The 26,375-nt window shown below is 70.7% G+C and carries 24 protein-coding genes and 3 pseudogenes; 18 read left to right on the forward strand and 9 right to left on the reverse strand.

Annotated elements, in window-relative coordinates:
• Window positions 1-210 precede the first annotated feature (210 nt).
• Both ACFWDI_RS32700 and ACFWDI_RS32705 read left to right on the forward strand, forming a co-directional pair.
• On the forward strand, window positions 211-1,332 hold the full coding sequence (locus ACFWDI_RS32700; RefSeq protein ID WP_385309669.1) for a hypothetical protein: 1,122 nt from the start codon (window positions 211-213) through the stop codon (window positions 1,330-1,332).
• A gap of 185 nt (window positions 1,333-1,517) precedes the next feature.
• Entirely contained in the window at window positions 1,518-2,639 is a 1,122-nt protein-coding gene (locus ACFWDI_RS32705; RefSeq protein WP_385309610.1) for a PP2C family protein-serine/threonine phosphatase, read from the forward strand.
• Here the strand turns inward: ACFWDI_RS32705 and ACFWDI_RS32710 are convergent.
• Window positions 2,569-4,158 (reverse strand): ATP-binding protein, encoded by a 1,590-nt coding sequence (locus ACFWDI_RS32710; protein WP_385309612.1) that lies wholly within the window; start codon window positions 4,156-4,158, stop codon window positions 2,569-2,571. The two genes, ACFWDI_RS32705 and ACFWDI_RS32710, sit on opposite strands and share 71 nt — an antisense overlap.
• Window positions 4,155-4,713 (reverse strand): annotated as a pseudogene (locus tag ACFWDI_RS32715) (winged helix-turn-helix domain-containing protein); the annotation flags it as partial. The pseudogene ACFWDI_RS32715 and the gene ACFWDI_RS32710, both read right to left, overlap by 4 nt.
• 2 nt (window positions 4,714-4,715) lie before the next feature.
• Between ACFWDI_RS32715 and ACFWDI_RS32720 the strand changes: the two are divergent.
• From ACFWDI_RS32720 to ACFWDI_RS32740, 5 genes and pseudogenes are all read left to right on the forward strand, one after another.
• Window positions 4,716-5,741 (forward strand): annotated as a pseudogene (locus ACFWDI_RS32720) (SulP family inorganic anion transporter); the annotation flags it as partial.
• 376 nt (window positions 5,742-6,117) lie between these two features.
• Entirely contained in the window at window positions 6,118-6,456 is a 339-nt protein-coding gene (locus tag ACFWDI_RS32725) for an antibiotic biosynthesis monooxygenase family protein (RefSeq protein WP_385309614.1), read from the forward strand.
• The gene (locus ACFWDI_RS32730; RefSeq protein WP_385309616.1) at window positions 6,453-7,337 is read left to right on the forward strand and encodes an NAD(P)-dependent oxidoreductase; all 885 of its coding nucleotides are present in this window, start codon (window positions 6,453-6,455) and stop codon (window positions 7,335-7,337) included. The genes ACFWDI_RS32725 and ACFWDI_RS32730 overlap by 4 nt, the downstream gene beginning before the upstream one ends.
• Window positions 7,334-8,308, forward strand: coding sequence for an amidohydrolase family protein (locus ACFWDI_RS32735; protein WP_327327539.1), 975 nt, complete (start codon window positions 7,334-7,336; stop codon window positions 8,306-8,308). Before ACFWDI_RS32730 ends, ACFWDI_RS32735 begins: the two co-directional genes overlap by 4 nt.
• Window positions 8,305-9,549: a cytochrome P450 gene (locus ACFWDI_RS32740; protein WP_385309618.1), complete on the forward strand. Its 1,245-nt coding sequence runs from the start codon at window positions 8,305-8,307 to the stop codon at window positions 9,547-9,549. The genes ACFWDI_RS32735 and ACFWDI_RS32740 overlap by 4 nt, the downstream gene beginning before the upstream one ends.
• Before the next feature lie 70 nt (window positions 9,550-9,619).
• On the opposite strand, the gene ACFWDI_RS32745 is transcribed toward ACFWDI_RS32740, so the two are convergent.
• The 4 genes from ACFWDI_RS32745 to ACFWDI_RS32760 all read right to left on the reverse strand — a co-directional run bounded on the left by ACFWDI_RS32745 (window position 9,620) and on the right by ACFWDI_RS32760 (window position 12,640).
• Entirely contained in the window at window positions 9,620-10,366 is a 747-nt protein-coding gene (locus ACFWDI_RS32745; protein ID WP_385309620.1) for a DUF4118 domain-containing protein, read from the reverse strand.
• Window positions 10,367-10,632: 266 nt separating this feature from the next.
• Window positions 10,633-11,373, reverse strand: coding sequence for a phosphatase PAP2 family protein (locus ACFWDI_RS32750; protein WP_385309622.1), 741 nt, complete (start codon window positions 11,371-11,373; stop codon window positions 10,633-10,635).
• On the reverse strand, window positions 11,370-11,960 hold the full coding sequence (locus tag ACFWDI_RS32755; RefSeq protein WP_385309624.1) for a phosphatase PAP2 family protein: 591 nt from the start codon (window positions 11,958-11,960) through the stop codon (window positions 11,370-11,372). The genes ACFWDI_RS32750 and ACFWDI_RS32755 overlap by 4 nt, the downstream gene beginning before the upstream one ends.
• Window positions 11,961-11,971: 11 nt before the next feature.
• Window positions 11,972-12,640 carry a DedA family protein gene (locus ACFWDI_RS32760; protein WP_385309626.1) on the reverse strand — a complete coding sequence of 223 codons (669 nt, stop codon included), beginning with the start codon at window positions 12,638-12,640 and terminating at the stop codon, window positions 11,972-11,974.
• A gap of 114 nt (window positions 12,641-12,754) precedes the next feature.
• Between ACFWDI_RS32760 and ACFWDI_RS32765 the strand changes: the two genes are divergently transcribed.
• From ACFWDI_RS32765 to ACFWDI_RS32790, 6 genes are all read left to right on the forward strand, one after another.
• On the forward strand, window positions 12,755-13,126 hold the full coding sequence (locus ACFWDI_RS32765) for a BlaI/MecI/CopY family transcriptional regulator (protein ID WP_362683630.1): 372 nt from the start codon (window positions 12,755-12,757) through the stop codon (window positions 13,124-13,126).
• Window positions 13,123-14,067 (forward strand): M56 family metallopeptidase, encoded by a 945-nt coding sequence (locus ACFWDI_RS32770; RefSeq protein WP_385309629.1) that lies wholly within the window; start codon window positions 13,123-13,125, stop codon window positions 14,065-14,067. The genes ACFWDI_RS32765 and ACFWDI_RS32770 overlap by 4 nt, the downstream gene beginning before the upstream one ends.
• A 252-nt stretch (window positions 14,068-14,319) precedes the next feature.
• Window positions 14,320-14,493, forward strand: a complete 174-nt coding sequence (locus tag ACFWDI_RS32775; protein WP_385309631.1) for a hypothetical protein — start codon at window positions 14,320-14,322, stop codon at window positions 14,491-14,493.
• 231 nt (window positions 14,494-14,724) lie between these two features.
• Window positions 14,725-14,982 (forward strand): hypothetical protein, encoded by a 258-nt coding sequence (locus ACFWDI_RS32780; RefSeq protein WP_385309633.1) that lies wholly within the window; start codon window positions 14,725-14,727, stop codon window positions 14,980-14,982.
• On the forward strand, window positions 14,979-17,273 hold the full coding sequence (locus tag ACFWDI_RS32785) for a heavy metal translocating P-type ATPase (protein ID WP_385309635.1): 2,295 nt from the start codon (window positions 14,979-14,981) through the stop codon (window positions 17,271-17,273). The genes ACFWDI_RS32780 and ACFWDI_RS32785 overlap by 4 nt, the downstream gene beginning before the upstream one ends.
• Entirely contained in the window at window positions 17,270-17,797 is a 528-nt protein-coding gene (locus tag ACFWDI_RS32790; protein ID WP_385309637.1) for a copper chaperone PCu(A)C, read from the forward strand. The genes ACFWDI_RS32785 and ACFWDI_RS32790 overlap by 4 nt, the downstream gene beginning before the upstream one ends.
• 27 nt (window positions 17,798-17,824) lie before the next feature.
• Here ACFWDI_RS32790 and ACFWDI_RS32795 read toward each other — a convergent pair whose 3' ends face one another.
• Window positions 17,825-18,040, reverse strand: coding sequence for a hypothetical protein (locus ACFWDI_RS32795; protein ID WP_362683615.1), 216 nt, complete (start codon window positions 18,038-18,040; stop codon window positions 17,825-17,827).
• A gap of 372 nt (window positions 18,041-18,412) precedes the next feature.
• Here ACFWDI_RS32795 and ACFWDI_RS32800 point away from each other — a divergent pair, with 372 nt between their 5' ends.
• The 4 genes and pseudogenes from ACFWDI_RS32800 to ACFWDI_RS32815 all read left to right on the forward strand — a co-directional run.
• On the forward strand, window positions 18,413-19,048 hold the full coding sequence (locus ACFWDI_RS32800; RefSeq protein WP_385309639.1) for an ATP-binding cassette domain-containing protein: 636 nt from the start codon (window positions 18,413-18,415) through the stop codon (window positions 19,046-19,048).
• On the forward strand, window positions 19,045-19,911 hold the full coding sequence (locus ACFWDI_RS32805; protein ID WP_385309641.1) for a metal ABC transporter permease: 867 nt from the start codon (window positions 19,045-19,047) through the stop codon (window positions 19,909-19,911). The genes ACFWDI_RS32800 and ACFWDI_RS32805 overlap by 4 nt, the downstream gene beginning before the upstream one ends.
• Window positions 19,869-20,672: a metal ABC transporter solute-binding protein, Zn/Mn family gene (locus tag ACFWDI_RS32810; RefSeq protein WP_385309643.1), complete on the forward strand. Its 804-nt coding sequence runs from the start codon at window positions 19,869-19,871 to the stop codon at window positions 20,670-20,672. Before ACFWDI_RS32805 ends, ACFWDI_RS32810 begins: the two co-directional genes overlap by 43 nt.
• A 134-nt stretch (window positions 20,673-20,806) precedes the next feature.
• Window positions 20,807-21,139: pseudogene (locus tag ACFWDI_RS32815) on the forward strand (PepSY domain-containing protein); the annotation flags it as partial.
• A gap of 95 nt (window positions 21,140-21,234) precedes the next feature.
• Here the strand turns inward: ACFWDI_RS32815 and ACFWDI_RS32820 are convergent.
• Both ACFWDI_RS32820 and ACFWDI_RS32825 read right to left on the reverse strand, forming a co-directional pair.
• Window positions 21,235-22,917, reverse strand: a complete 1,683-nt coding sequence (locus tag ACFWDI_RS32820; RefSeq protein ID WP_385309645.1) for a class I adenylate-forming enzyme family protein — start codon at window positions 22,915-22,917, stop codon at window positions 21,235-21,237.
• On the reverse strand, window positions 22,914-24,731 hold the full coding sequence (locus ACFWDI_RS32825) for a CoA transferase (RefSeq protein WP_385309647.1): 1,818 nt from the start codon (window positions 24,729-24,731) through the stop codon (window positions 22,914-22,916). Before ACFWDI_RS32825 ends, ACFWDI_RS32820 begins: the two co-directional genes overlap by 4 nt.
• A gap of 204 nt (window positions 24,732-24,935) precedes the next feature.
• On the opposite strand from ACFWDI_RS32825, the gene ACFWDI_RS32830 reads away from it, so the two are divergent.
• Entirely contained in the window at window positions 24,936-26,102 is a 1,167-nt protein-coding gene (locus ACFWDI_RS32830) for an acyl-CoA dehydrogenase family protein (RefSeq protein WP_385309649.1), read from the forward strand.
• Window positions 26,103-26,375 lie beyond the last annotated feature (273 nt).

The raw sequence follows: 26,375 nt of genomic DNA on the forward strand, positions 1-26,375 counted from the left end.
TACAAGGGCCATGACAAGAATCGGCGGCGCGTGGGTGCCGTACGACTCGTACAGCCCTGCCCGTGTGCGCTGCCGCCCGGCCGCCGTGCCGGGCCGTGGGCTCCGGCGGGCCGCCCGCACGGCCGGAAGCCTTCGGCCAGGGTGTATCGCACCCTGCGGGCGGATTCGGCTTCGGGTTCGGCTTCGGTCGAGGCGGCGTCGGCTACGGTGCTGGTTGTGGTGATCAACGGAGGGGACACAGCAGAACCGGGAACCGCACTGCTCATCGCAGCCGCCCCGGTCGGCAAGGGCCGTCTCATCGACGCGAGTTCGGTGCTGCCCGCGCTCGCCGCCGTACCGCCCAGCGCGCTGACGGGCACACCTGCCGCGACCGTGATCGAGCTCGCCGATCCGCTCGACCCCCAGACCGTACTCACCCGGATCCGGGCGACCGCGACCGCGGAAGGGCCGCTGTCCCTGTACATCGCCGGGCAGCTGCAGCTGGACCGCAGGCAGCGGCTCCTGCATCTCGCGCTCGCCCGGACGACACCCACGACCATGCGCTACACGGCGCTTCCCTGGCACTGGCTCGCGGGCGAACTGGCGATCCGGCGTCCGGACACCACGACTGTGGTCGTCGATCTGGTCGCCGATGCCCAGGCGTGGCAGCACATCGCGGCGCAAGGCCTCACCCTCGGGCATGGCGTCCGTCTCTACGGCCGTATCGCGCCGGCGTCCCCACGCCGCGGGACCGCGGACCCCGTCTATCTGAAGGCGTGCGCGGCGATCTGGCGCAGCGGCGCACGGCCGGACCGTGCCACGCTGCACGAACAGGCCGCGGCGCGGGCCGGCACCGACGACGCGCTGCTGCTCAGGATCGGCACTCCTCCGCCCGCGGGCGTCCCGGCCGCGCGGGCCGCGGTGGCTTCCGACCCGCATCCGGCGATTCTCGCCGCCGCGCAGGCCGGGCGGCACGCCGAGGCCGCGGCGGCGGCCGCGGCCTGGGAACAGCAGGAGCTACGGACCCACGGCCCCGGCTCGGTGCAGGCCATCCACTGGCTGGAGGTCCGGGCCGATCTCGCCCGGCTCGCCCGGGATCCCGGTCTCAGCTGCGAGTTGTGGATGGCCGCCGCCGAAGCCCGGCTGACGCGTAGGCAGGCCCCGGACGATCCCGATGTCGAAGGGGCGGTCGACCGGGCCCACCACCAGTGGGAACAGATCCGCGATCTGCCCCGGGCACGCTCACTCGCGCCGGCGCTCGTCAGGCTGCGCCAGGGTGTCCCGGGCCGTCAGCGCGGGGCGCTGCAGGTGCTCCAGCGGCGCCTGGAGAGCCTGCACGCCGGCCAGGCTTAGCGAACCCGGCGAGAGACACCGTCAGCGCCGGACCCTTGTGCCCCTCAGCGGCCGTGCGGGCGAGCCCGGCGGCGAGGACACAGCGCGCCTCTCGGCTCGGCCGGGTCGCTCGGAGTGCGGCGCTCCAGCAGCACACCACGGCAGGGCGCGCGGCGCTCGGCCGTGGTGCGGTGTATTCAGGGTCCATGGGCTCTCGACGACTCCGTGGGGATGAGCGCTGGTCATGGAAGCAGGGGCATGTGCTGGTGGCGGTACCGCTCGCGCTGATCGCGATCGTCACGGTGGTCGACATCCTGGCTCCGCCCGACGTCCACCTCGGCCCCTTCCTGGTCGCCGCTCCCGCTATCACGGCGTCTTTCGCCGGTCCTCGGACGACGGGCCTCGTCGGCGCGGTAGCCGTGCTGGCTCAGGCCGTGGTCGCGATGTTGCGCACCAGCCTCACCGACCTGAACCACACCTTCCAGATCATCGCTCTGATCCTGATCTCGGTGTTCGTGACCTTCCTCGCCCATCTGCGGGAACGGCACGAGAAGGAACTGACCCAGCTGCGCTGGGTGGCCCAGGCGGCACAGGAAGTGGTGCTGCGGCCGCTTCCCCACCGGATCGGCTCGTTGCGCATCGCCTCCGTCTATCTGGCCGCCGAAGCCGAGGCGCAGATCGGCGGCGACCTGTATGCCGCCGCCCGCACAGCCCAGGGAACCAGGCTCATCATCGGTGACGTGCGGGGCAAGGGCCTGGAGGCGATCGGAGACGCCGCTCTCCTCCTCGGCGCCTTCCGGGCCGCCGCCCACCAGCAGGCCGACCTGCCGGTGTTGGTGGCCTATTTGGAGCGAACCGTCTCCTCGGACCTGACCGACCCCGGAGCCCCTGGAAGCGACATGGAGGATTACAGCGAAACATTCATCACCGCTGCCGTGCTCGACGTCCCCGACGACGAGTCGGCCCTGCACGTGATCAACTGCGGCCACCCTCCACCTCTGCTGCTGCGTGATGGCCAGGTCACCCCGCTCGAAGTTCGCCGCCCGGCACCGCCTCTGGGCCTCACCGAATTCGTGGAGGCCGCCTTCGCCGCCGAAGTCTTTGCCTTCGAGGTCGGCGACATCGTCCTGCTCTACACGGACGGTGTCATCGAGGCCCGCGACAAGGCCGGCACGTTCTACCCCTTGGCTGAACGGGTGACCGTCTGGTCCGGCGAGGGACCTCGCGCCCTCCTGAGTTACCTGTGCAACGACCTGCTCAGCCATGCAGGCGGATATCTGGACGACGACGCTGCCATGGTGGCGATCGAGCGTCTGCCGCGGACATGAGCAGCAATGGGGCACGTGACCACAGCAGCGAGCTGTAGGCGGCGCGGCGACGGGCCGATTTCACCGCTTCCCCGCAGCCGTACACACGCCTGCCGCCGGGCGGCGGCGGGGGTGCGGGAGACTCGGCAAGCTGTTGGAGCGGCGGGGCGCCGCGGGCTGGAGGCGGATGAGGGCCCGGAGGCCGCCGCCCGGGGCGGGGAGGAGCAGGGCCTCGCCGCCACTGGCCAGGATGAGGCGCTGAACGAGGGCGGAGGCCGAGGCCGGTGCCACCCTTGGGGGCGTCGGGGGCACGCCAGAAGCGGTCGAACGCGCGGTTGCGTTGTTCGGCGGTCATACCGGGGCCCTGGTCTTCGACCTGCAGCTCCGCCGCCGTGGCCGAGAGCCGCCGGGAGACGGTCACCACGCTGCGCGTGGGGGCGACGCGCAGGGCGTTGGAGAGCAGGTTGTCCAGAATCTGTTCGAGGGCGCCAGGCACCGCGAGGGCGATGCCGACCGGATTGCCCTTGAGGACGAGGCGGACGCCCTCCCGGGCGTACAGCCCGGACCAGGCGAGGGTGCGGTCCTGCAGTACCCGGTCCAGGTCGACGGGTTCGGGCGTGAGCGCGGTCTCCTCCATCCGGGCGAAGGCGAGGAGGCCCTCGACCATTCTGGCCAGCCTGTCGGTCTCGGTCATCGCCGCGTTCAGGTTGCCGCGCACGTGGGGCGGGATACCGGGTTCCATGTTGTCCAGGCGCAGCCGCAGCGCGGCAAGCGGGGTCTTCAACTGGTGGGACGCCTCGCCCGCGAAGGCGCTCTGTGCAGCGAGCAGATGCTCAAGCAGGGCGGCCGTGCGGTTGAAAGTGGCGGCCAGGCTGCGTACTTCGGGCGGGCCTGTGGTGACGGAGGCCGGGGTGGAGAGGCTGCCGCCGGCCAACGTGTGGGCGGCGCGCTCCAGTTCGAGGATCGGGCGGCCAATCCACCGGGCCAGCGCGAAGGCGGCCATGGTTACAACGGCCAGCACCCCGAGCCCGCCGAGTCCCAGCACAAGCCACACCCGGTGGACGTTGTTCGCGATCTCGTCGGTGGGGACAGTGAGGCGTACGGCGCCGGGAAGCGTCGCACCATGCCGTACCGGAACGGCGACCGAGAGCCACTGGACGCCGCCGATGGTGGAGGTGCGTACGTTGGCTCCGTCACCACCGAGCAGCGCGGCAGCGATCTCCGGGTGCTGGGCGAGCCCGGCCTGCTGGTCGCGGCTGAGCGGGTGCGAGGTGGCGAGCAGGGTGCCACTGCTGTCCACAACCAGGAGTCGGCCACCGATGCGTGCTGCGCAGACGTCGACCCGTTCGGCGAGTTCCTTGGGGCGGCCGTAGGCGAGGGAGAGGGCAGCGTAGTCGGCGACCGATTCCGCTTCTTCCGTGGCGGCGTTGGTGGCGCGCTCACGCTCGGCCCGAGCGTAGACGTAGCCAAGTGGGAACTCCAGGCAGACGAGGACGAGGGCCGCGAGGGTCAGATAGCTGAGCAGCAGTCGGCGTGTCATCGGGGCTGTGATTCCGGGTGGTTGGTGTCGGTGCGGGGGCGTACGGCGAGGCGCAGGCCCACCCCGCGCAAGGTCTGGATCCAGGCCGGGTCACCCAACTTGCGCCGCAGCGTGGCGACATGGACGTCCAGGGTCTTGGTGGGGCCGTGGAAATGCAGATCCCAGACCCGGTCAAGGATGTCCTGGCGCGAGTAGACCGCCCCGGGGTCCTCGGCCAGGAGGGCCAGCAGGTCGAACTCCTTGGGGGTGAGGATGATCGGCCTTTCCCCGATCCAGACCTCGCGGGTGCGGCGGTCGACGACCAGCCGCCCCGGTCGGGGAGGACTGCGGCGCTATGCGGCCGGGTACGGGCGAGGGTTCGGGGTCCTGCCACGCAGATGCCCCCAATCCCCAGTCGGGTGCTGTGGCGGGCGGGTTCGCCACAGCCGCCCGCGGTAAGGCCCCGGCGCCGTTGGCGGCTTCCGCGGCAGACGCGGCACCCGACCATGCTGCGGTGCGGCGGGTCACGGCCCGGATGCGTGCGATCAACTCCCGGATGCTGACTGGTTTCGCCAGGTTTCACCATCATCGCCTCGGCGGAGAGCCTGTTCACCGCAGCTGCCGCGGACCGCATGCACACCGGCGAACGCACCCGCTACAACTCCGAGTTGATTGCCCAGGGGGCAGGCAATGCCCTCTGCGGCTTTCTCGGCGCGCTGCCGATGACCGCGGTTGTCGCACGCAGCTCGGCCAATGTGCAGGCAGGGGCCAAGACCAGGCTGTCCCGCACGCTGCACGGCCTGTGGCTGCTCGCGTTCGCCCTGCTGCTGCCGAGTGTGCTGGCTCTCATCCCGATCTCCGTACTGGCGGGTGTGCTGGTGCACAGCGGCTGGAAGTTGTTCGCGCCGGAGGAATTCCCGAAGATGTGGCGGCAGGACCGCGGCGAGCTCGTGGTGATGACCCTCACCACGGTCGCGATCGTCGCCACCGCTCTGCTCGAAGGCGTCCTGGTGGGTCTGGCGGCGGGCATTGTGCTGGCCGCGCTGCGGATGTCACAGACCTCGGTACGCACCAGCGTGGAGGGCGACACCGCGAAGTTGGTCATGGCGGGCAATATGACCTTCCTACGGCTGCCGAAGCTGATCGACGCGCTGGAGACGGTCGCCGCCGCCGGGAAGTCGAGGGTACGGCTCGATCTGACCGCCGTGGCGCACTGGGACCACGCCTGTCGCAGCCAGGTGGACGAGTTCGTGGCACAGCACCGAGGATCGGACGTACGCGTGGAGCTGCTGCGCCCGGACACACCGAACGCGCCGGCCCCGCCCGGCCCGTCGGCATCCGAGGCGCAGCCGCCGCCCGACAACAGCGCGGCGCATGTGCCGGGGCCGACGGCTCAGTGGTTCTACCTCGATCCGACTCCGGTGGAGGGCCCAATCAACTCAATGGACTCGGCGGACTCGGCCGTCTCGGCGGACTCGGCGGACTCGGCGGACTCGGCGGACTCGGCCGTCTCGGCGGACTCGGCGGACTCGGCGGACTCGGCGGACTCGGCGGACTCGGCGGACTCGGCGGAGGAATACGGGTCCCGGGTGCGAATGCGCTGACCCGGTCGCCCCCGCCGAAGGCGCGCCGTCACCGGCGCGCTGGGGGCTCCAGCACCACCGCAGCACAGGAATTTCACGCAAGCTCCCTGGCCTCGATTCAGCATGCGTCGCCGGCCTGCCGTCCTCCGGGACGAGCCGGCGTCGCGGCAGCGTGGCCTCAACTGATCGTCAAGGATCAAGCGGGTCCCCCTTGAGGGGGTGTCAGGCGTCCAGGACCGCCTCCGAAAAGGGCCATTCGATTCTCACCCGTACGGGCTAGCAACCGTCGGGGAGCCCTTCTCTCCGTTGGGCTGTCCCCACTTCGGAGTTGCGTGGCCACGGGAGCCATGAGTCGGTTGGAGTCGTGTTCTGCCAGATCTCACCATCAGGAGGAGACATGAGCACTGCGCAGAAGGGCCAATCGGCCGAGCGGCTGTCCGTGGTGTACGCGGTCCACGTCGTCGAGGGCGGCGAGCAAGGGTTTCTGGACGTGTACGAGCGAATACGCAAGTCCGTCGCCCGCGTCCCCGGACACCTCATCGACCGACTGGGCGAACCGCTCGACGGATCCCGGCAGTGGGTGATCACCAGCGAGTGGGAGACGCCCGAGCACTTCTTCGCCTGGCAGCAGGGCGAGGACCACCGCGCACTGGTGGCTCCGCTGCGCGAGTGGGTCGACGAGACCCAGTCGCTGCGGTTCCGGGTCATTCAGGAGACCGTGGGAGGTAAGGCATGAAGCGCCCCGACGGCCCTGTCGCCGTCCTCGGTCTCGGCACGATGGGAACCGGCCTGGCCACCCGCCTTCTTGACCAGGGCATTCAGGTACGGGTCTGGAACCGCACCGCGGAGCGGACCGCGCCGCTCGCCCAGGCCGGCGCCTTCGCCGCAGCCCATCCGGCCGATGCCGTCGAGGGCACGAGCGCTGCCATCTGCACCGTGGCCGACGGCGAAGCCCTCGGAGCCGTGCTGCGGGGACCGGACGGGGTCCTGGCCGGGGGCCCGTACCCCGGCGCCCTGGTCTGCGCCAGCACAGTCGCCCCCGACGAGGTCGTCCGCCTCACCGGGGACACGCACTCCGTTCTGGACGTCGGCATGCTCGGCAACCGGGAGCACGCCCGCACCGGGGAGCTGCGCCTCTTCGTCGGCGGCGAGGAGCGGGTCTTCACCGCGGGGCGGCCGCTGCTCGAACTGCTGGGCAAGGAGGTCGTCCACCTCGGCGAACTCGGTTCCGGCATGCGGATGAAGCTGCTCCTCAACCTGCTGATGGGGATCGAGGTGCAGGCTCTGGCCGAGGCCGTCGAGTTGGCAGCCGCCGCCGGACTCGACCGGAAGCTCGTCCTCAGCACGATCGCCGGCAGCGGCTTCGCCTCGCCGGTCATGGCGTTCAAGTCGAAACGCCTGGCAGCCGGGCGCTTCGACAAGCCCGACTTCCGGCTGCGCCTGATGGCCAAGGACCTCATGCTCGTCGCGGACCAGGCCGCGGCGGCCGGACTGCGGCTTCCGCTCGCCGCCGCAGCCGCGGAGACCCACGTCCGCGCCACCGAGCAGGGACTCGGCGACGAGGACTGTGTCGCGGTCGCCCACGCACTCACACCGAACCCGGGAAGTCGCACATGATCATCGATATCCACGGGCATCTGTCCCCACCGGAGGCAGCCCGACGCTTCCCCATGCCCCCCAGCCTGACCGACGTCGACGGGATGCTCGCCGCCCGCGCCGAGGCCGGGATCGACCTCACCATCATCGGCAGTCCGGTCGGCGCCGGCGCGATGGCGCGAGTCCCGGGCGTCGACAACTACGCGCAACCACGGGACCGGCTGCGCGGCTTCCACGACTGGATGTCGGGCCTGATCGCATCCTTCCCCGACCAGCTGCGCGGGTATGTGTACGCCAACCCGTTCGGCGACGACGATCACCTGGATGGGGTACGCGAGACGCTCGCGGACCCCGCCTTCGTCGGCCTGATCACCACATCCAGTGTCCACGGCGAGCTGCTCGGCTCTCCGCGAGCCGACTCCTTCTTCGCGCTGGCCGCCGAGACGGGAGTGCCGGTCCTGGTGCACGCCCCGGCCGAACCGATCGGCACGGAACGGGTCGACGACTTCGGCTTCGTCGAGCAGATCGGCCGGTTCGGCGACGTGTCGATGGGCATGGCCATGATCGCGTTCGCGGGGTGGCTGGACAAGTACCCCGGCCTGCGGCTGATCGGTGCCACCGGCGGCGGCGCGCTGGCACTGCTGTCGGAACGCCTGCAGACAGCGGCGCGCCCCCGGCACTGGGGTGGGGGCGCGCCGGCGGGGCAGCCCTCCGCCCCGACGCCGCCCTCCGCCCCACCGGCGGCCGACCCGGGCGCGGCGCTGCAGCGCATGTATGTCGACACCAGCACGTTCAGCCCGGCGCACCTGGGCCTCAACGCGGAGGTACTGGGGCCGGAGCGGATGCTGTTCGGCACTGACTCGCCGCCGATGTCCGTGCCCCTGGAGGAGTTCATGCGCATGATCGAGAAGCTGCCGATCGACAAGGCGTCGCAGCAGCTCATCCTCGGCGGCAACGCCGAGGCCATCTTCGACCTCAGGAGCCGTCCGTGACCACAGTGGATGACCCAGCCACCGCAGCCGAGCGGTGCACCCCCGAGTTCCGACGGAACCCACACCCCGTCTACGCGAACCTCAGGGAAACGGCGCCCGTCTGCCCCATGCGGCCGCCGCACGGCATCGACACGTACCTGATCACGCGGTACCAGGACGCGCGGGCCGCCCTGGCGGATCCGCGGCTGAGCAAGGACATGTACGGGGCCATGGACGCCTACCGAAGGATCTTCGGTGACTCGTCCGTGGCACTGGACGATCACATGCTCAACGCCGACCCGCCCAAGCACACCCGGCTGCGCAAGCTGGTCAACTCCGAGTTCACCCCGCGCCGTGTGGAGGCGCTGCGGCCGCAGATCCAGGACATCGTCGAGACGCTGCTGGACGGATGCTCGGCCCGGGAACCGGTCGACCTGCTGCCCGCGTTCGCCTTCCCGCTGCCGATCACCGTGATCTGCGAACTGCTCGGCGTGCCGCCGGACGAGCGGTCACAGGTGCAGGAATGGTCCACCACGGTGGCGCACACCGGGTTCAGCAAGGAATCCAAGCAGGCCCAGCAGAAGGCGGAGGAGAGCCTGCACGCGTACTTCGCGGATCTCCTCACACGTAAGCGCAGCCGCCCGGGCGACGACCTGCTCAGCGCACTCACCGCAGCCCGGGACACGGACGGCGGGCTCACCGAGCAGGAGCTGATCTCGACAGCGTTTCTGCTGATGTTCGCGGGTCACAAGACGACCGCCTACCTCATCGGCAACGCCGTCTACCATCTCCTCACCCATCCCGCACAGCTCCGTGCCGTGCAGGAGAACCCTGAGCTGGTCGGCCAGGCGGTGGAGGAGCTGGTGCGCTACGACGGCTCGGTGGAGAGCGCGACGTTCCGTTTCGCGACCGAGGATGTAGAGATCGCCGGAACGCGGATTCCGAAGGGCGCCCTGGTTCAGATCGCGCTCAGTTCGGCCAACCGCGACCCGCTGAAGTTCGACTCCCCGGACCAGTTCGATGTGACGCGATCGGAGAACGCGCAAAGTGCCCATCTGGGGTTCGGGCACGGCATTCACTACTGCCTGGGAGCGCCGCTGGCCAGACTGGAGATGCAACTCGCTCTCACCGGTCTGTTCAGCCGTTTCCCGCGGGTGGCTCTGGCCGACCCCGCGCGTGAGGCGCCCTGGATGGTGGTTCCGTTCCCGGCCTTCCGCGGCCTCGCGGAGCTGCCCGTCGTGCTGGAACCAGCTGTGTTGTGACCGACAGTGGGGGGGATGTCGGCATCCTCATGCCGTCGCCGAGGAATCCGCTGGTGTCTGACGCCTGCGGTCAGCGCTCCAGGACCGGCCCCTCCGTGTCCAGGGCCGAGCCCGTCTGGTCGGCGAGGGTCACGGCGACGAGCCGTGCCTGCCGGGAAGGGACGGCACCGGGGACGGGCTGAAGCATGAACCGGCCGCGGTAGTGGCCGCCTGCGAGGGCCCGGAGCTCGATCTCGCCGTCCGGCCAGCCGCGCCGCTCGACGTCCCAGCGCCTGCGCGCCACGAACACATCGCCGTCCTGTTCCAGCCGCGGCGGCCGCCCGAGCAGACTGCCGTACTCGAAACGGCAGTCCCGCAGCTCCAGTACGTCGATGAGCTGCCGCCGGACATGGTCGACGACCTTGTCGGAGGAACCGGCGGCCTGGACGAGCTGCGCGGTCTCGTGGATCCGGGCGAGATGCCCGGCGTCGGTCACCGTGATCACCTGCAGTCGCCGGGCGCGGGCGGCCAGCTGCGACACAACGAGACCCACGATCAGCAGCAGGACAGCCGTCTCGATGTCGTCGGCATCGTTGATGGTGAACGTCTGGTACGGCCGGGTGAGGAAGAAGTCGAACCAGACGGCGCACGACAGCGCCGCGAGGGCTCCCGCCATGCGGTTCCCGATCGCGGCGACCGCCACGACGACCACGACGAGAATCAGTGCCGAGGTCGCGTTCGTCAGGTCCGTACGGAACGGCACCAGCAGGGCCGCCACCGCCGGCGGGGCGATCACGGCGGCCGCAACCGCGCCCGAGTCACGAAGCGGATTTCTCATGGCCCACCTCGCGCGTGATGCTGCGCCTCATGGCTCTGCGCCTCATGGCTTCAGAACTTCCTGGGAGATCAGCGCCGCCATGCGGTACCCGTGCAGGCCCACGGCGATGACGAGACCGATCACGTTTCTCTGCGCTCACAAGGCCAGAGTCCGCCCCGGCGCCCCGTCCGGCCACCGGACCCGGGGACCTTGACAGCTCTCTGACACGCGGCCGCCCCGACGGCGCCCCGTGCAGAATGCGCTGCCACAGATAAGTGGGCTCAGCCTCAGGGATGAGCGCGGTGATCCGGGCGGCGGGCTCGGCCGCGGCCAACTCCCGTACGTACGCGGCGACCGGGCGGCACAGTGTGCGGCCGTCCGACGAGCGGGATCAGTGCCGCGCCGAGGCTGAGCCAGGCCAGGGCGAACAGCCATCCGCCGAGGACGTCACTGGGCCAGTGCACCCCGAGGTAGATGCGGCTCAGGCCGACGGCGACGGCCCAGCCCACGAGGAGCACGCAGCTGGTGCGCGCGAGGGCGGGGCGGGCTCTATGAGCGATGGCCCAGGCCAGCAGCCCTGCCATGAGCGCGGAGGTGGTGGCGTGGCCGGAGGGGAAGGCGAAACCGGAAGCGTGCGTGGCCCAGTCGGCGGCGGCTGGCCGGGATCGCCCGATCAGGTGGAGGAGGCCGGAGCGGACGGCTTGGCCAAGGGCGAGGAATCCGATCGCGCCCGCCGCCATGTATATGCGCCGGCGTGTGTCGCGTCCCGCTATGAGTCCTGCGGTCGCTGCGCACGCATACGGGAAGGCGCCGGTGCCGGTCGCGGTGATGCCCCGTGCGAGGGCGACAGCGATTGCGGGGCGGTGGTGTACGGACCAGACGTGCATGCTCTGGTCCACGGGCAACGGCAGACCGTGGTGGAGCGTGACGACCATGGCCAGCACTGCGAAGAGTGCAGCGCACAGCACCGCGATGCCCAGCGCGCCTGTGCTGCGGTTGTGCTTGGCCGTCGGGGCTGTTTCGTTCATCGCGGTGCTACCAGTGGGCGCATTGAGGTGTCGCGGAGGCGGTCGACCAGTGGGGCGGTGCGCCGCGCTGCGAGTGTCAGGGGCCAGGCGATGGCCGCCCCGACGATCAGGCCGCCGATGACGTCGTGGGGGTAGTGGGCTCCTACCCACACACGGGAAAACGCCATCAGCAAGGCCGCGGGGACGGCGATGGCTCCGAGGCGGCGGTGGGTGAGCCAGATGGCTACGGCTGCCGCGGCGGCGATGGCGGCGTGGTTGCTGGGGAAGGACCAGTCACTCATGGGAGGACACGCCTCCAGTGTGACCGTGTGCAGGGTCCGGCAGGGCCGCTGCTCGCTCACCAGCGACTTGATCATGGTGTCGGCGATGAACGCTGCGACCACGACGAGGGGGGCGGCCAGCGCCATGGCGGTCCGCGGCGAGGCACCGGGCCGTACGCGCCACCAGGCCGCCAGCATGAGCACGGCGAACAGCGCGAGGCCGTAGGTGGACCAGGCGGAGAGCACCGAGTCCAGCCAGGCAGGTGCGTTCCTGGCGACATTGACGATGGACATGTATGGCCCGCCGTCGAGAGAGCTTCCGTCCATGGCGAGCGGCCTCAACGCGAACCACCCTCGGATGTGCGGTGGGAGCGGGCCCGAAGCACTTCTACGGCCAGCGGGACCAGGGAGATCATCACGACCACGGCCACCATGGGCAACAGGTAGCGGTCGACGTTGGGGACGGAGGAACCAATTGCGTATCCGGAGAGCACGAGACCGACGGTCCAGATGAGCCCGCCGATGACCTGCCAGAGTGTGAACAGGCGGACGGGTACGTTCAAGGCCCCGGCCAGCGGATTCAGCACAGTACGCACAACAGGAACGAAACGGGCCAGCACGATCGCCCTGGCATACCCGTAACGGTTCAGCAGGTCCTCGGCCCTCCCGGCGCCGTCGTGGAGTTTGCGACTACGACTGCGAGCCAGCAACGTCCGGCCCCCGCGGCGGCCGATCCAGTAGCCGGCCTGGGCTCCCAGCAGGGCTCCGACGGCCGCGGCGATGAGAACCTGTTGAAGCGAGAGGTGCACCGGGCCGTGCGCATCGGGCACGCACAGCAGGCCCGCGGTGAAGAGCAGGGAGTCTCCCGGCAGGAAGAAGCCGACCAGAAGCCCGGTCTCGGCGAACAGGACGACCGCGATACCCAGGGCACCGAACGCGGACAGCAGTGATCCCGCGTCGAGGAGGTTCACGGCCTGCGGCGCTGCCGCGAGGGCGGATACGGCCATGGTGGGCTGCTCCCATAATGGTGGGCAGGGCCGGTCGGAGCGACGGCCCGATTGACTACAGTGATGTAGACGGTCTACGCCACTGTAGACGAAGGATGCGGGAGGAGCGTTCCCATGAGTGACAAGATCACGGATCGGCGACTCGCCGGAGAGCTGGAATCCGGTGTGCTGGCGACCCTCTGGGCCGCCGAAGGCCCGCTGACCCCTGCCCAGGTGCAGAGCGCGCTGGGCGGGTCACTCGCGCGGACGACCGTCACGACGATCCTGTCCCGCCTCTACGAGAAGGGCACCGTGACCCGTATCCGCTCCGGCCGCGGATACGCCTACACGCCGACCGAGGACGCCGCCGGTCTGACCGCCCGGCGTATGCATTCGGAGCTGGCCAAGGACGACGACCGAAACGCCGTGCTGACGCGCTTCGTCTCCCAGCTCAGCGACGACGACGAACAGCTGCTGCGCTCCCTCCTGGACGAGGGCGACGCATGATCTACATGGTGTGGGTGCCGCTGCTCGTGCCGTTCCTCGCGGGCCCTACAGGCCGGCGACTCGTCTCCTGCCTTCCCCCGGGGCCGGCTGCCTGGCTGCTCACCATCACAGCGGCGGGCCTTGCCGTGAGCAGTACGGCCGCTCTCGCCCTGCTCGTCGTCCCCGGCGCCACCCATGTGCACGCCGTTGCCGCTCTCGGCGACCTGCTCACCCCCCTTTCGACGGGCTCGCCCGACGCGGTCGTGGCCGTGGCGACGGCGGCTGCGGCTCTCCTGCTGTGGTGCGTCACCGTGCTGGCCCGCCGGCTGCACCGACGCAGGGCTCAACTGCATCAAGCGAGGCGGCTGGCAGCCCGCGCGGACGGTGAACTGGTCGTACTGAAGGACGACAGCCCGGACGCGTACGCACTGCCCGGACGCCCCGGCAAGGTCGTGGTGACCTCCGGCATGCTGCAGGCCCTCTCCGCCGCCGAACGGGAGGCACTCTTCGCACACGAACGCGCCCACCTGACCGGCCGTCACCACCTCTTCCTCACCGTGGTGGACATGGCCGGCCTGTGCCATCCCGGCCTGCGTGCCCTGCGCGAACCCCTCAGCTACGCGCTGGAGCGCAGCGCCGACGAAACCGCCGCCCAGGCCGTCGGCGACCGCCACCTCGCAGCCCGGGCCATCGGCAGAGCCGCCCTGGCCGCCCGCGCCACCCAGCCACCCGCGGCGGGACGCCCCGATTTCGCGCCGGCTGCCACGACGGGCCCCGTCCCACGCCGCGTTGCCGCCCTGCTGAACAGCGGTGCGCCGACGCCCGGTCGGCGGAGGACCAGCCATGTCATTGCCGCTGCCCTGATCGCGTGCCTCGTGCTCTCGGCCGGTGCGGCGCTGGAAGCCGCCGGCGACCTGCATGCCGGCATCGAACGCGCCCAGGGCGAAACCCCCCGCGACTGAACGCGGACCTGGTCGCCCGGGTCGCGGACGACGTCGTGGACCTGACCCGAGGCGCGGCCGCGCCGCCACCGGCCCCCGCAAAGCCGACGGCCCCTTCCCGAAGGCGGTCCGACGCTCGAAGTGTCCGGCCTGCACGCGGAGTTCGTGCAGCGCGGCCGTCGTGTCCCTGTCCCTCCGTGACATCGACCTCGCTGTGACCGGCGGATCCAGCACGGGCATCGTCGGTTCCTCCGGCTGGGGGAGACGACTCTGGTGCGCGCCATCGTCGGACTCCGCTGCCCCGGCGGCGGTACGGTCACTCTCGACGGAGTACGCCTCATCCCCTCGGCCCACGGCCGGACCCGCGAACAACGCCGCCGCGTCCAACTCGTGCCGCAGGATCCGCTGGGCACCCTCAACACGGCAGACAGCCCGGTGCGGCAGTGAACGGTCGGCAGCTCGTACGGCACGTTCACAGGTGGTCGTGTGAACAGCTCCACGGGTTCCCCCGGCGAGCCGGGAGAAACGTCACGTGCGAGCGGGCCGTGGTACCGGGAATCCGACGCTCGTCGCCATGCCAGCATGACACCCATGGGCCGAGCGGACTGCCCCCGCCCGGGCTCGGTTTCCCTCCGTCCCGCCCTGTGACACCGGCGCGGGCCCGTCTCTGGAGCGGCGATGGCAGACCAGCAACACTCCCTTGCCCGTACGTACGCCGCCTTGCTGTACGCCGCCTTGCGCCGGTGGGCGCCGCCACCCGCGCCGACCGGGTTCCTGGTGCTGCTCGTGGTGATGTTCGCGCTCTCGTACGGGGTCGGTTCAGCCGTCGGTCCGGTCGCACCCGGCATGCACTCCACCGGCACCGGTTCCGACGGTGGGCCCGAACCGCACGGGGACGGTGGCATGGGTGACATGCACTCGGGCGGTGGACGATGACGGTGGAACCGGCGAGCGCGCTGGTGACCACTGACCTGATCGTCGGCGGCATGACCTGCGCGGCCTGCGTGAACCGAGTGGAGAAACGACTGGCCAAGCTCGACGGGGTGACTGCCACGGTCAACCTCGCCACGGGGCAGGCCAGGGTGAGCCACCCCTCCGACATCACCATGGAAGACCTCGTCGCTGCTGTCGAACGCGCGGGCTGCACCGCCGAACTGCCCCTGCCGCCCGAGCCGCAGGAAGACACCCGGCAGTCGGAGCCGGAGGAGGGCGAACCGCGCGGGGAACGCGAGCGGCTGCTGATCACGGCGCTGCTCTGCGTGCCGGTCCTCGTGCTGTCCATGGTGCCCTCCCTGCAGTTCCGCAACTGGCAGTGGCTGTGTCTCATGCTGGCCGGCCCGGTGGTCGTCTGGAGCGCCTGGCCGTTCCACGTGCGCGCGATGCGGGGTCTGCGGCACTCGGCGGCCACCATGGACACCCTGGTCTCGCTCGGTGTCGTCGCATCGTTCTCCTGGTCCGTGTATGCGCTCTTCCTCGGCGGCGCGGGCGATCCGGGCATGCGCATGCCGTTCACCCTGCTTCCCTCGGTGGGCGGAGATGCCGCACACGTCTACCTGGAGGCAGCGGTCGGTGTGCCGTTGTTCGTCCTGACCGGCCGCTTCCTGGAAGCGCGTGCCCGGCACGGGACCGGTGAGGCATTGCGTTCATTGGCCGGGCTGGCCGCCAAGGACGTGACCGTTCGGGAGAACGGACAGGAGCGGCGGATCCCGATCGAACGGCTGAGGGTGGGCCAGGAGTTCACCGTCCGTCCGGGGGAACGGGTAGCCACCGACGGTGTGGTGGTATCCGGGAGTTCCGCCCTGGATCTCTCCCTGGTCACCGGGGAGAGCGAGCCCGTCGAAGTCGGTCCTGACCGGACAGTGGTCGGGGGCGCAGTCAACGCCGGGGGTCTGCTCTTCGTGCGGGCCACGGCGGTCGGCGCGGACACCCAACTCGCCCTGATCACCCGGATGGTGACCGAGGCTCAAGCGGGGAAGGCTCGTGCCCAGCGTCTGGCGGACAGGGTGGCAGGCGTCTTCGTCCCGGTCGTTCTGGCCTTGGCTGTCACTGTCCTCGGCTTCTGGCTCGGTGCCGGAGCAGACCCGCAGGCAGCCGTCACCGCGTGCGTGGCGATCCTGGTCGTTGCCTGCCCCTGCGCGCTGGGCCTGGCGACCCCTACCGCCCTGTTGGCCGCCGCCGGCCGCGGCGCCCAGCTCGGCGTCCTGGTCAGCGGACCTCAGGCACTGGAGGCACTGCGCCACATCGACACCGTCGTCCTGGACAAGACCGGCACCCTCACAACCGGGCACATGACCGTCGCTCAGGTCACGCCGGTCACCGGTGGAATCGGCCGGGAGGCTGCACTCAGGCTGGCCGGCGCGGCGGAGCAGGGTTCCGAACACCCGCTGGGTCGCGCCCTCACCGCGTACGCACAGCGGGCACTGCCCGAACGTCCCTTGCCCGAAGTGACCGGCTTCCGGGCTACCCCGGGGGCCGGGGTCACCGGTCTCGTCGACGGCCTCCGTGTCGAGGTGTGTGCCCCCGGCGACGACCTTCCCGAGTCACTGGCACAGGCGTTGGCCTGTGCGGAGACTTCCGCGCTCACCCCGGTCCTGCTGCGGGTGGACGGCGTCGACGAGGCCCTCATCGCCCTGGGCGACGTCGTGCGGCCCGGGAGCTACCGGGCCGTGGACCGCCTGAGGCGGCTGGGAGTGGAACCGGTCCTGGCCACGGGCGACCGAGAAGCCACCGCCAGTGCTGTCGCCGCTGAACTCGGCATCACACAGGTGCACGCCCGCTGTACCCCCGAGGGCAAGGCAGACCTGATACGGCAGTTGAAGAACGAGGACCGTCAGGTCGCCGTCATCGGTGATGGCGTGAACGATGCCGCCGCACTAGCCTGCGCCGATCTCGGGATCGCTATGGGCACCGGCACGGACGTGGCCATCGGAGCCGCCGATGTGACCCTGGTACGCGGCGACATCGAGGCTGTCGCCGACGCGGTCCGGCTCGCCCGGCGCACCCTGGGGACGATTCGCGCCAATCTCGTCTGGGCGTTCGGGTACAACCTGGTCACCGTGCCGCTGGCCGCGGTCGGCTGGCTCAACCCGATGGTCGCCGCCGCCGCGATGTCCGCCAGCTCGCTCCTGGTGGTGGGCAACAGCCTGCGTCTGCGGGCCTGGCAGCCTTCGCCGCCTCGTCCCACGCGGTCCGGAACGCGTCGCCCCCGAGGAGGTGTTCAGCGATGACGGATCCCGACCGGGCACCCGCGGCTGAGGGCTGGAGGCCGAGTCGTCGGCGTCTGCGCGACGGACTCTTCGCCGCGCTCGCCCCGGTGGCCGCCTGCGCGGTGGCCCTGGGCGGGCTGACGACCTGGGCCAAGGCCGGGGCTGCCGGCAGCCCGCCACGGATCAAGGTCAGCGACGGGCGTGTCTTCCTGCCCTACGGCGAGAACGAGGACACCGCGGCGTTCTTCCGGATCGCCAACAGCGGTGGGGCCGCTGACCAACTGGTCTCGGTGACGTCACCCGCCGTCGAGAGTGCCATGCTGAGCCGGCACGAAAGTGCCGGCAGCGGAGCCGGTTTCATGCGCATGGTCGACTCTGCGGAAATCCCGGCGGGCGACACCGTGGTCATGTCACCGAGCGGCCTGGACGTGATGGTGAAGATGAAGGCCCCCTGGCAAGTGGGCGATACGGTCCCGTTCGTTCTGCACTTCCGCCACGGCGGACCGGTCGACACCGTCGTGGTCGTGGTCCGGCCCGGCAGCTGAGTCGGCCCCCGGACCGGGCACAGCGGTTCACGCGATCGCGATGGAGTCCAGCTTGCCCGCCTTGGCCTCCTCGACGATGGAGCCGAACTGGTCGGCACTCATCTGCACCTGCTGACCGAAGTCATCGGTGATCACGATCCTCCGCTCGGCAGGAGCGGCCTCGTCGACGAACAGCTGGGGGCAACCACAGTTGCAGTTACCGCAGAACGTCGCCACGGGCTCCAGAGAACTGATATCGGTCATCGCAATCGCCTTTCGTTACGCGTCCGCCCGCAGAACGGCCTCCTGCGGCCCGACGCCGAGGGAATGCCCGATCGACGCAGGACGCAAGCCTCGGTGGGACACGCCCCCGAGGCACGGCACATGACGTTTTTGCTTCCAGTGCTTCCAGTGCTTCCGATTGCGGAGGGAAGTCGGAAACCGGACGAGGTCTCGGCACGACTACATGAGGGAGGTCGCCGCTCCGGGGCGGCCGGGCCTTCGGGCGAAGTGAAACGCGTACGGAAACAGTTGCCGGTTCGCCGGAACCTGACACGGCCGTCATCCGACTACTGCCGCGTGGGAGGGCGGACACCCGTCGTACCCCTGCGGCTACGGATGAATGAGGGGCGTGTGATGGGCGGGCTGAATGTACGCATGCGGGAGGTCGCCTGCCGCCATGGCCGGGTCGAAGCAGTCGCCGACGTGGATCTGGAGATCGCGGCCGGTGAACGCGTGGCGCTGACCGGGACCAACGGCTCGGGCAAGACCACGCTGCTGCGTGCCGTCCTCGGCCTGCACAGGCAGGTGACCGGATCGATCCAGGTCGGCGGCCGGGACACCCGCTCGCCCGCGGAATGGGCCTGGCGGCGGCGTGCGTGCGCCTGGATTCCGCAGAAGCCGGCGGCGGGCCGATTCCCTCTGCTGGGTGACGAGTTGCTGGCCAGCAGCACCGCGCCGGAGGAGGCCACCGAAGCCGCTGCCCGGCTCGGTGTGGGGTCGCTGACCGAGCGGCCCCTGCACACCCTCTCCGGCGGGCAGTTGCAGCGGATGTACCTTGCCCGGGCGATCGGTTGCGTCGCCGCCGGAGCCGAGGTGCTCCTGGCCGACGAACCCACCGCTGCCCTCGACTTCAGCGGCCAGTCGGAGGCGGCGGACGTCCTCACCTCCCTGCCGGTGACGCTGGTCGTGGTGACACACGACCGGTCTCTCGCGGACCGCTGCGACCGGGTACTGGAGATGGCCGCGGGCCGGCTGCGGGAGGTCCGGTGACCCTCGCCACCGCCGACCTCGGTGAACTCCTGCAACTCCTGCCCGTGCAGCGGGCCGGGTTCGCCCTGCTGTTGGCCGCGATCGGACTACCGGTGATCGGGGTGGTCATCGTCGGGCTCGACATCATGCCGGTCCGGTTCGCGATGATGCACGTCGCTCTGCTGGGCATCGCGGTCGGCATCCTGACCGGACTCGACCCGATGCTCTGCGCGCTGGTGGCCTGCGCCCTGGCCGGTGCGGGGGTCGCTCCGCTCGCCCGCACCCCGGACGGCCTGTCCGGCGCGATGGGCCTGCTGATGAGTCTCGCGATCGCGGCCGCGCTGCTGGTCCTCGCGGTCTCGGGAGTCAACGCCTCGGGCGCGTTCGCGTTGCTGTGGGGGTCGATCCTGTCCGTCGGCACCGCGGATCTGGTGGTGCTGGGGGTGCTCGCCGTCGTCGTACCCGGGCTGTTCTGGTGGCGACGCCGCGATGTGGCGCTGCTGCTGTACGACCGTGAACTCGCGCAGTGCTCGGGCGTCCCAGTACGCGGACTGACCCTGGTGCTGCTGGTACTGGTCGCGGTCGCGGTCGCCGGAGCGATCAAGCTCACCGGCGCGCTACTGGTCGACGCCCTGACCCTGCTGCCCGCTCTCGCCGCGCGCCGTCTGGGCACCTCGCTGAGATCGATCACCGTGTGGGCGGTCGGTATCGGCATCACCGTCAACCTGACCGGGTTCCTCATCGCTCTCTGGCTGGACTGGCCACCCGGGCCGGTCCTCGTCCTGACCGCGGGGGCAGTCGTCCTCGCCGTCCATCTCATACCCGAACGGAGAATCAGCTCATGGCGCGCATCCGCGTCCGTATCACTCCCCTCCTCGCACTGAGCGCAGCCCTGGTCCTGGTCACGGGCTGCGGAAGCGACAGCGACTCGTCGTCCAGGAGCGGCACCGAAGGCAAGGAGGGAAAACCGGTCGTGGTCGTCACCACGACCTGGGAGGGCGCCTTCGCGAAGGCCGCGGGCGCCGAGGACGTCAAGGTCATCGTGCCCCAGTCCGTGCACCACGCACCGGACTACGACCCGAAGCCGTCCGACCTCGCGGCAGTCGCCAAGGCCGACTTCGTGTTGTACGCACCCTTCGAGCCGTACGCCGGGAAGATCAAGGAAGCCGCCGGCTCCAAGGCCGAGCTGGTCGAGGTCAGCCTCGACAACGACGCCGACAAGGTCGGCGCCGAAGTGGCCCGGCTGGGCAAGCTGTTCGGCACCGAGGACGTCGCGGCGAAGTGGAAGACGGCCTTCGACGCCGAGTACGCCGAGTTGTCCAAGGACCTGAAGGCTGCCTGGCCCGGCGGGAAGAGCCCGGCCGTCGTCACCCAGGTCTTCACCGCCTGGTCCGCGAAGCTGGCGGGCGCCACCACCGTCGGCACTTACGGGCCCGAGCCGGTCACCCCGGCACAGCTGGCAGACCTCTCCAAGAAGAAGCCCGCCCTGGTCCTGGACAACGCCCATATGTCGACCGGAACCGTGCTGCCCGACTCCGGCGCCAAGCAGGTCAAGGTCGTCAACTACCCGGGTGAGGATCTGGATCTGTTGCCCGTCTACCGCAACGCAGCCGCCGAGCTGAAGAAGGCCATGTCCGGGTCCTGAGCCCCCGATAACGGGGTAGGCGCCCCCGCGTCTCCCGGCTGGGGGCAGTCCGTACGGACTGTCCCCAGCGGACATCTCGCCCCCCTCGCCGTTCCATCGCGCCGGATGTGCACTGGCTCCGATGAGGCATGCGCAGCAAGCTCGGTGTACAGGGGCACATGGGTGTGTTGTTCGGGATCGTCAACCAGATCGTGCCGGCCGTGATCGCGCTCGGCCTGACCGCCGTGACCATCTGGGGCTACCGGATGTGGTGGCAGCGCCGCCCGACGCGCGTCGACCGCAGGGCAGTACTCGGCAAGGCCCCGGCCCGCGGCGTCTGGCGCCAACTGCCGCTGCCCGTGCTGATCTTGGGTATACCGGCCGTCGCAGCTCTGGGCTGGGCGCTGCCGGTCCTGGGCATCACCCTGCTCGGGTTCCTCGTCGCGGACGTGGCGTTCGGACTCGTTCGACGGGGCCGGGCAACGTAGCGAAGAGCGGGAGGGCACGCACCACGCGTTCCCTCCCGCTGCTCGTCAGGCATCGGGGCCGGAGAGCGGTGCGGCACCGCTCTCCGGTCCCGCCGTCAGCCTGCCTGAGCGAGCGGAACCGCAGCGAGGTCCCGCTCCGGCGGCAGGTTGTCGGTCAGGCGCCGCCGCAGCCCTGCTCGGTCCGGCTTGCCTGCCGGAGTGAGGGGAAGTTCCTCCACCATCAGGAGGCGCTCGGGGTGCTTGCGCTGCTCGAGCCCCCGCTCTGTCAGGTGCGTACACAGTGACTCGAGCGTCGGGGAATCGGTGGTGCGGGACACCACACATGCCGCCAGCCGCTCCCCCATCACCCCGTCGGGGACGCCGACACACACCACGTCGCGTACGAGGGGGTGGGCGGCCAGTTCCCGCTCGACCTCCGCGGGACTGATGTTGGCGCCGCCCCGTATGACGATGTCCTTGAGGCGTCCCACGATGTGAAGGGTGCCGTTGACGTCGAGGAATCCGAGGTCTCCGGTGCGGACCCAGCCGTCGGGGGTGCGGTAGCGGGCGTCGAGGTCCGGGGAGGCGACGTAGCACATGGGGGTCATCGGGCCTCGCGCGATGATCTCTCCGATCGCGCCGTCCGGCAGCTGCTCGTGCGTCTCGGTGTCGGCGATACGAATGTCGGCGACGCGAGGATCGGGACGGCCCGCGACCACGCCCTGGCCGTCCGCGTCCGGGATCGCGCTGCCCAGCCCGGTATGGCAGTTGACGCCGTCGGCCGAGCCGTAGAGGTTGACGACCGGGCAGCCGAACGCGCGGGCGGCGTCCTCCGCCGTGGTCCCGTCCAGGGCCGAGCCACCGAGGATCAGCGCTGTGGGGGCGGGCAGTTTCTCGCCTGTGCTGTCGAGCCGGTCGAGCATCATGCGCACCATGGTGGGCACGCCCAGGATGTGCGTGGGCTCGTGCTCGCGAACCGCGGCGATCGCGGCTTCCGGGGTGAAGTGGTCGAGGAGAATGAGCGTCCCGCCGTGCCGGGCGAGGGTGACCGCGGTGCCGTTGGAGCCGAAGGCCGAGGCGAGCGGCACCAGGAACAGGCAGCGCGGCGGTGTCTGTTCGGGCATCAGCGAGGCGAGGAAGTTGCCGCGCCCGCCCGCGAGCGCGTTGTGGGAGTAGGCGACCATCTTCGGCTCCGCCTCGGAGCCGGACGAGACGAGGATGCGGGCGGCGCTGTCCGGATCCGGCCGGGCGGGGACGAACGCACTCGGGTCGGATCGCAGCAACTGCGCGAGCGGAACCGTTCCTTCTGGAGCGCTGCCGGGTCCGGCGGCGATGACGTGACGCAGTGCGGGCAGCGCCGGGGCCAGAGTGTTCAGGTCGGCGGCGTGATGGTTGCCTCGGTGCTCAACCGCGGCGATGACTGCGACCGCCTCCGCACGGCGCAGCAAACACTCGGCCTCCAGGCTGCCGCGGCCGACCGGGAAGGGCAGCGCCACGGCGCCGAGGGCGGCCAGGGCGAGATCGGCGACAACGGCGTTGCGGCCGTTGGGTAGTTGGACGCCGACGACATCGCCTGGGCCTATGCCGAGGTCTCTGAGGCCGGTGGCCAGACATCGCACCTTGCGGTCCAGAGCGGTGTAGCAGAGTTTGCCCTTGGCGTCGAGGACGGCGGTGCGGTGGAGGTCCGCGATCTGGCGGGCCCGGAAGAGGCTGTAGAGGTCGAGGTCGGGGCAGGTGCCGTCGATCACCCAGGAGCGGCGGAGGTCGGCGGGCAGCAGGTCGTGCAGTGCGACGGTCACGTGAAGCTCCAGGGGTCGGGAACGGCGGGGGCACCGTGCGTGTCGCGGCTGATCGAGTCGGCGAAGCGCGGATCGTGGTGCAGGTCGGCGAGATCGGTGGTGACCGCGGTTGCGGTCAGGCCGTGCTCACGCAGCTGGGCCAGGGCCTCGGCGGTGTGCAGATCGCGCAGGTCGTATGCACCGGCCGCGGCCGCGCAGGCATCGGCGGGGGCTATCCAGCCGTCCGCGGTACGCAGGGGGCGGCGGAACCCGGCCGGCCGTCTCGCGCTTCCGCCGGTCGCGGCCCGGCGCAGGGCGGGGGCGGTGAGGACATCGGCCGCGCCCAGCAGTGAGGAGTCCACGCGGACACCTTGGCCGGTGCGCTCGCGCAGCAGCAGCCCGGCGAGTACGGCCTCGGTACCGAGGAGTCCGCCCATGACGTCGAGCAGGGTCATCAGGGACGGCGCGGGCGGCTCGCCCGCGGGGCGTACGGCTTCCCCGACTCCGGTGCGGGCCTGGACCATGAAGTCCGTACCCATCGGAGCGCCCGGGAGACGTTCGGCCCAGCCGCTGGTGTACGCGTACACCAGTACAGGATTGACCTCGGCCAGATCGTCCCGGTCGAGGCCGAGTTGAGCGGCCTTCCCGGGGGCCCAGTTGTGCAGGAAGACATCGGCCCCGGCAGCCAGATCCCGCACTCGACGCCGGCCCTGCGAAGACGTGATGTCCACTTCGACGGCCCCTTTGCCCCGGTTGAGCGCGAGCCACCGGGCGGAGACGCCGGAACAGGCGGGGGGCATCCCGCGCAGCGGGTCACCACCCGGCGGCTCTATGCGGATCACGTCCGCGCCGAGCCGTCCCAGGAGGTGTGCGGCGAGCGGGGCCTGGATACGGCGGCCGGCCTCCAGCACGGTCAGTCCCGTCAGCGGCCGTACGACAGTGGGCGGTGAAGCCGGGGGGCGAGAGCCCTCTGCGTGAGAGGTGAGTGACCACGGTGCGCCGCCGTCGTGTTCTGCGGCACGCTCAGCCAGTGTCCGCAGCGGGCAGACCTCGGCGCCGGAGACCGATGCCGCCTGCCGGATCCGCTGCCAGGACTGGGCGCGCGTGGTCGCGTGCAGTGCCTGTGGGAAAGGTGCGCAGGCCGTGGCGTACCGGAACTGGAAGGGCCGCCAGCCTGCCCGTATCGCATCGGCGGGCGCATCCAGGGCCCGCCAGAAGGCAGCCCATGCACCCGGGTCCAGGGTCTCCAATTCGAAGAGGGTGCCGTCGCCCGCGGTGAACGGAGGTCCGCCTGCGGCGAGTTCGGCCGCCTCGCCTTCGTCGGCCCCTGTCGCGGCAAGGTACTGGGAGACGGACAGCAGCCCGGCCCGGTCGGCGCTCGTGGCCACCCGTGCCGCCGGTCCACCGCGGGCCTGCCCCAGCAGCCCGGCCAGGAGCCCTTGGACGGTGAGTACGGCCGCCGCGGTGGTGGCGTAGTCGACAGCCAGACCGCGCGGCTCTCCGTCGCGTCGGCCGTGCACGGCCATGATGCCGGTGGCAGCCTGCACGGTGGCCTCGTCGGTGATCCCACTCGACGGATCCGCCCAGGTCACCCGGGCTTCCTGGGGTCCGAAACCGTCACCGGTCAGCGCGATCTGCGCGCTCCGGGGGTTACGGGGGCTACGGGCGCCAGGGACGCTACGAACGTGGTTCGAAGCTGCCGGTTCAGGCTCCGTCCGGGCTCCCAGGAGCCGCAGGTGCTCGGCTACGAGGCCGGTCAGCTCGAGCGGCCCCGAACTGTCGAGATGCAGCCCGTCGAGTGGCCGGACCGTCTGCGTGGTGGCTGGTGACGCCATGCCTCTCCTCTCCTGGCGCGGCGGTGGCCGACGCATGGGGATGTGCGGAACGCGGGAACCAGGGCGCCTTCACGCCCGACCAGTTCCACGGAGAGACAGTCGGACTGTCGTTCCCATGGGTTCCCGGCAGACTGGAGGAAAGTGGTGCAGAGCCGAGGCCGATTGGCGGTCGGACTTCCGGAATGTTCGCCCGGGACAGTCGAGTTGAGGGCCCGGGTGGCGGAGTTCGTACGCAGCCGGGTGATGCCGTGCGAGCCCGTACTGGACGCAGGAGGCCCGATTGCCGCAGCCACCCTGCGTGACCTGCGGACCCAGGCCAAGGAACAGGGTCTGTGGGCCTTGCCGTTGCCCGCAGATCTGGGCGGCCAGGGCCTGCACCTGTCGGAGTACGCCCAACTGGCGGAGGCCGAGGGAGCGAGCGACCACGGGCCGGCCGCCCTGGGCTCCGCACCGATGCTGGACGTGCTGATGCTGCAGCGCCACGGCTGCGCCCGGATACGCGACCTGTACCTCGAACGGCTGGTGGCCGGGGAGCTCCGCACCTGTTACGCGATGACCGAAAGGGAGGTCCAGGGCACGGATCCCTTCATGACCAGTACGCGCGCCGTGCAGGAGGCGGACGGGAGTTGGGCCGTCAGCGGCCGCAAGTGGTTCACCTCCGGGGCCGCCGACGCCGACCTGGTCACGGTGCTCGCCCGAACCGACGGAGTGCCCTCCGACCGTGAGGGGCTCTCCCTCATCGTGGTCCCTACCGACTCCCCCGGCTTCCGCGTCGTACGCGAACTGCCCGTCCTCGGTGCAGGCGGCCAATGGGAGATCGAACTCGACCGCGTCACCGTCCCCGGCGACCATCTGATCGGCGAACGCGGCAAGGCTCTCGCCATCGCCGGAGAACGGCTCCAACTGGGCCGGGCCTTGCGCTGCCTGCGCTGGCTCGGTCAGGCCCAGCGGGCCTTCGAGCTGATGTGTGGGCGCGCCAACACCCGCGCCGGGTCACGTGGTCCGCTCGCCGGCCATCAACTGGTTCAGCAGCATGTCTTCGAGTCGCTGCTCGCTCTGCGCACCACCCGCCCACTGGTCCACGAGGCCGTGGGACTCATCGCCGCCGGGCTGGATGCGCATGTGGAGGTCGGCCTGGCCAAGGTCGCCGCCGCCCGCATGCTTCAGCAGGTGACGGACGCCGCCATCCAGATCCATGGCGCGGCCGGGCTCGGCCCCGACACAGCCCTGCCCGCGCTCTTCCGTACCGGCCGTGCGGCCCGAATCCTCGACGGCCCGGACGAGCTGCACATCACGTCCGTCGCACGGCGGGTACTGCGCACCTCCACCTCGGGCGGACGAAGCGGCGGCCGTCCACGACAATGGAATTGAGGTACCCGCCGTACGGCCCCCGGGCTGCCGCCCGTGGTCACGTCCGCACCGAGCATCCCGTACCGGGCGCCTCGGCACCGGGTGTCGGACCCGCACCGAGCAGTGCACTCAGCGCGGACCCGCGCCGGACAGGCCATCGCGGGAGGACCCCATGACCGAACCGACACGGCCACACGACGGCCGCGTGGATGTCGTGGGCCGGGCACAGCATCGCGATCTGCCGGTCGACTCCAAGTTACGCCTCAGGCCTCGAACCCCTGTGAACCAGCCGTC

The sequence above is a fragment of the Streptomyces sp. NPDC060064 genome (assembly GCF_042736455.1).
Lineage (GTDB): Bacteria > Actinomycetota > Actinomycetes > Streptomycetales > Streptomycetaceae > Streptomyces.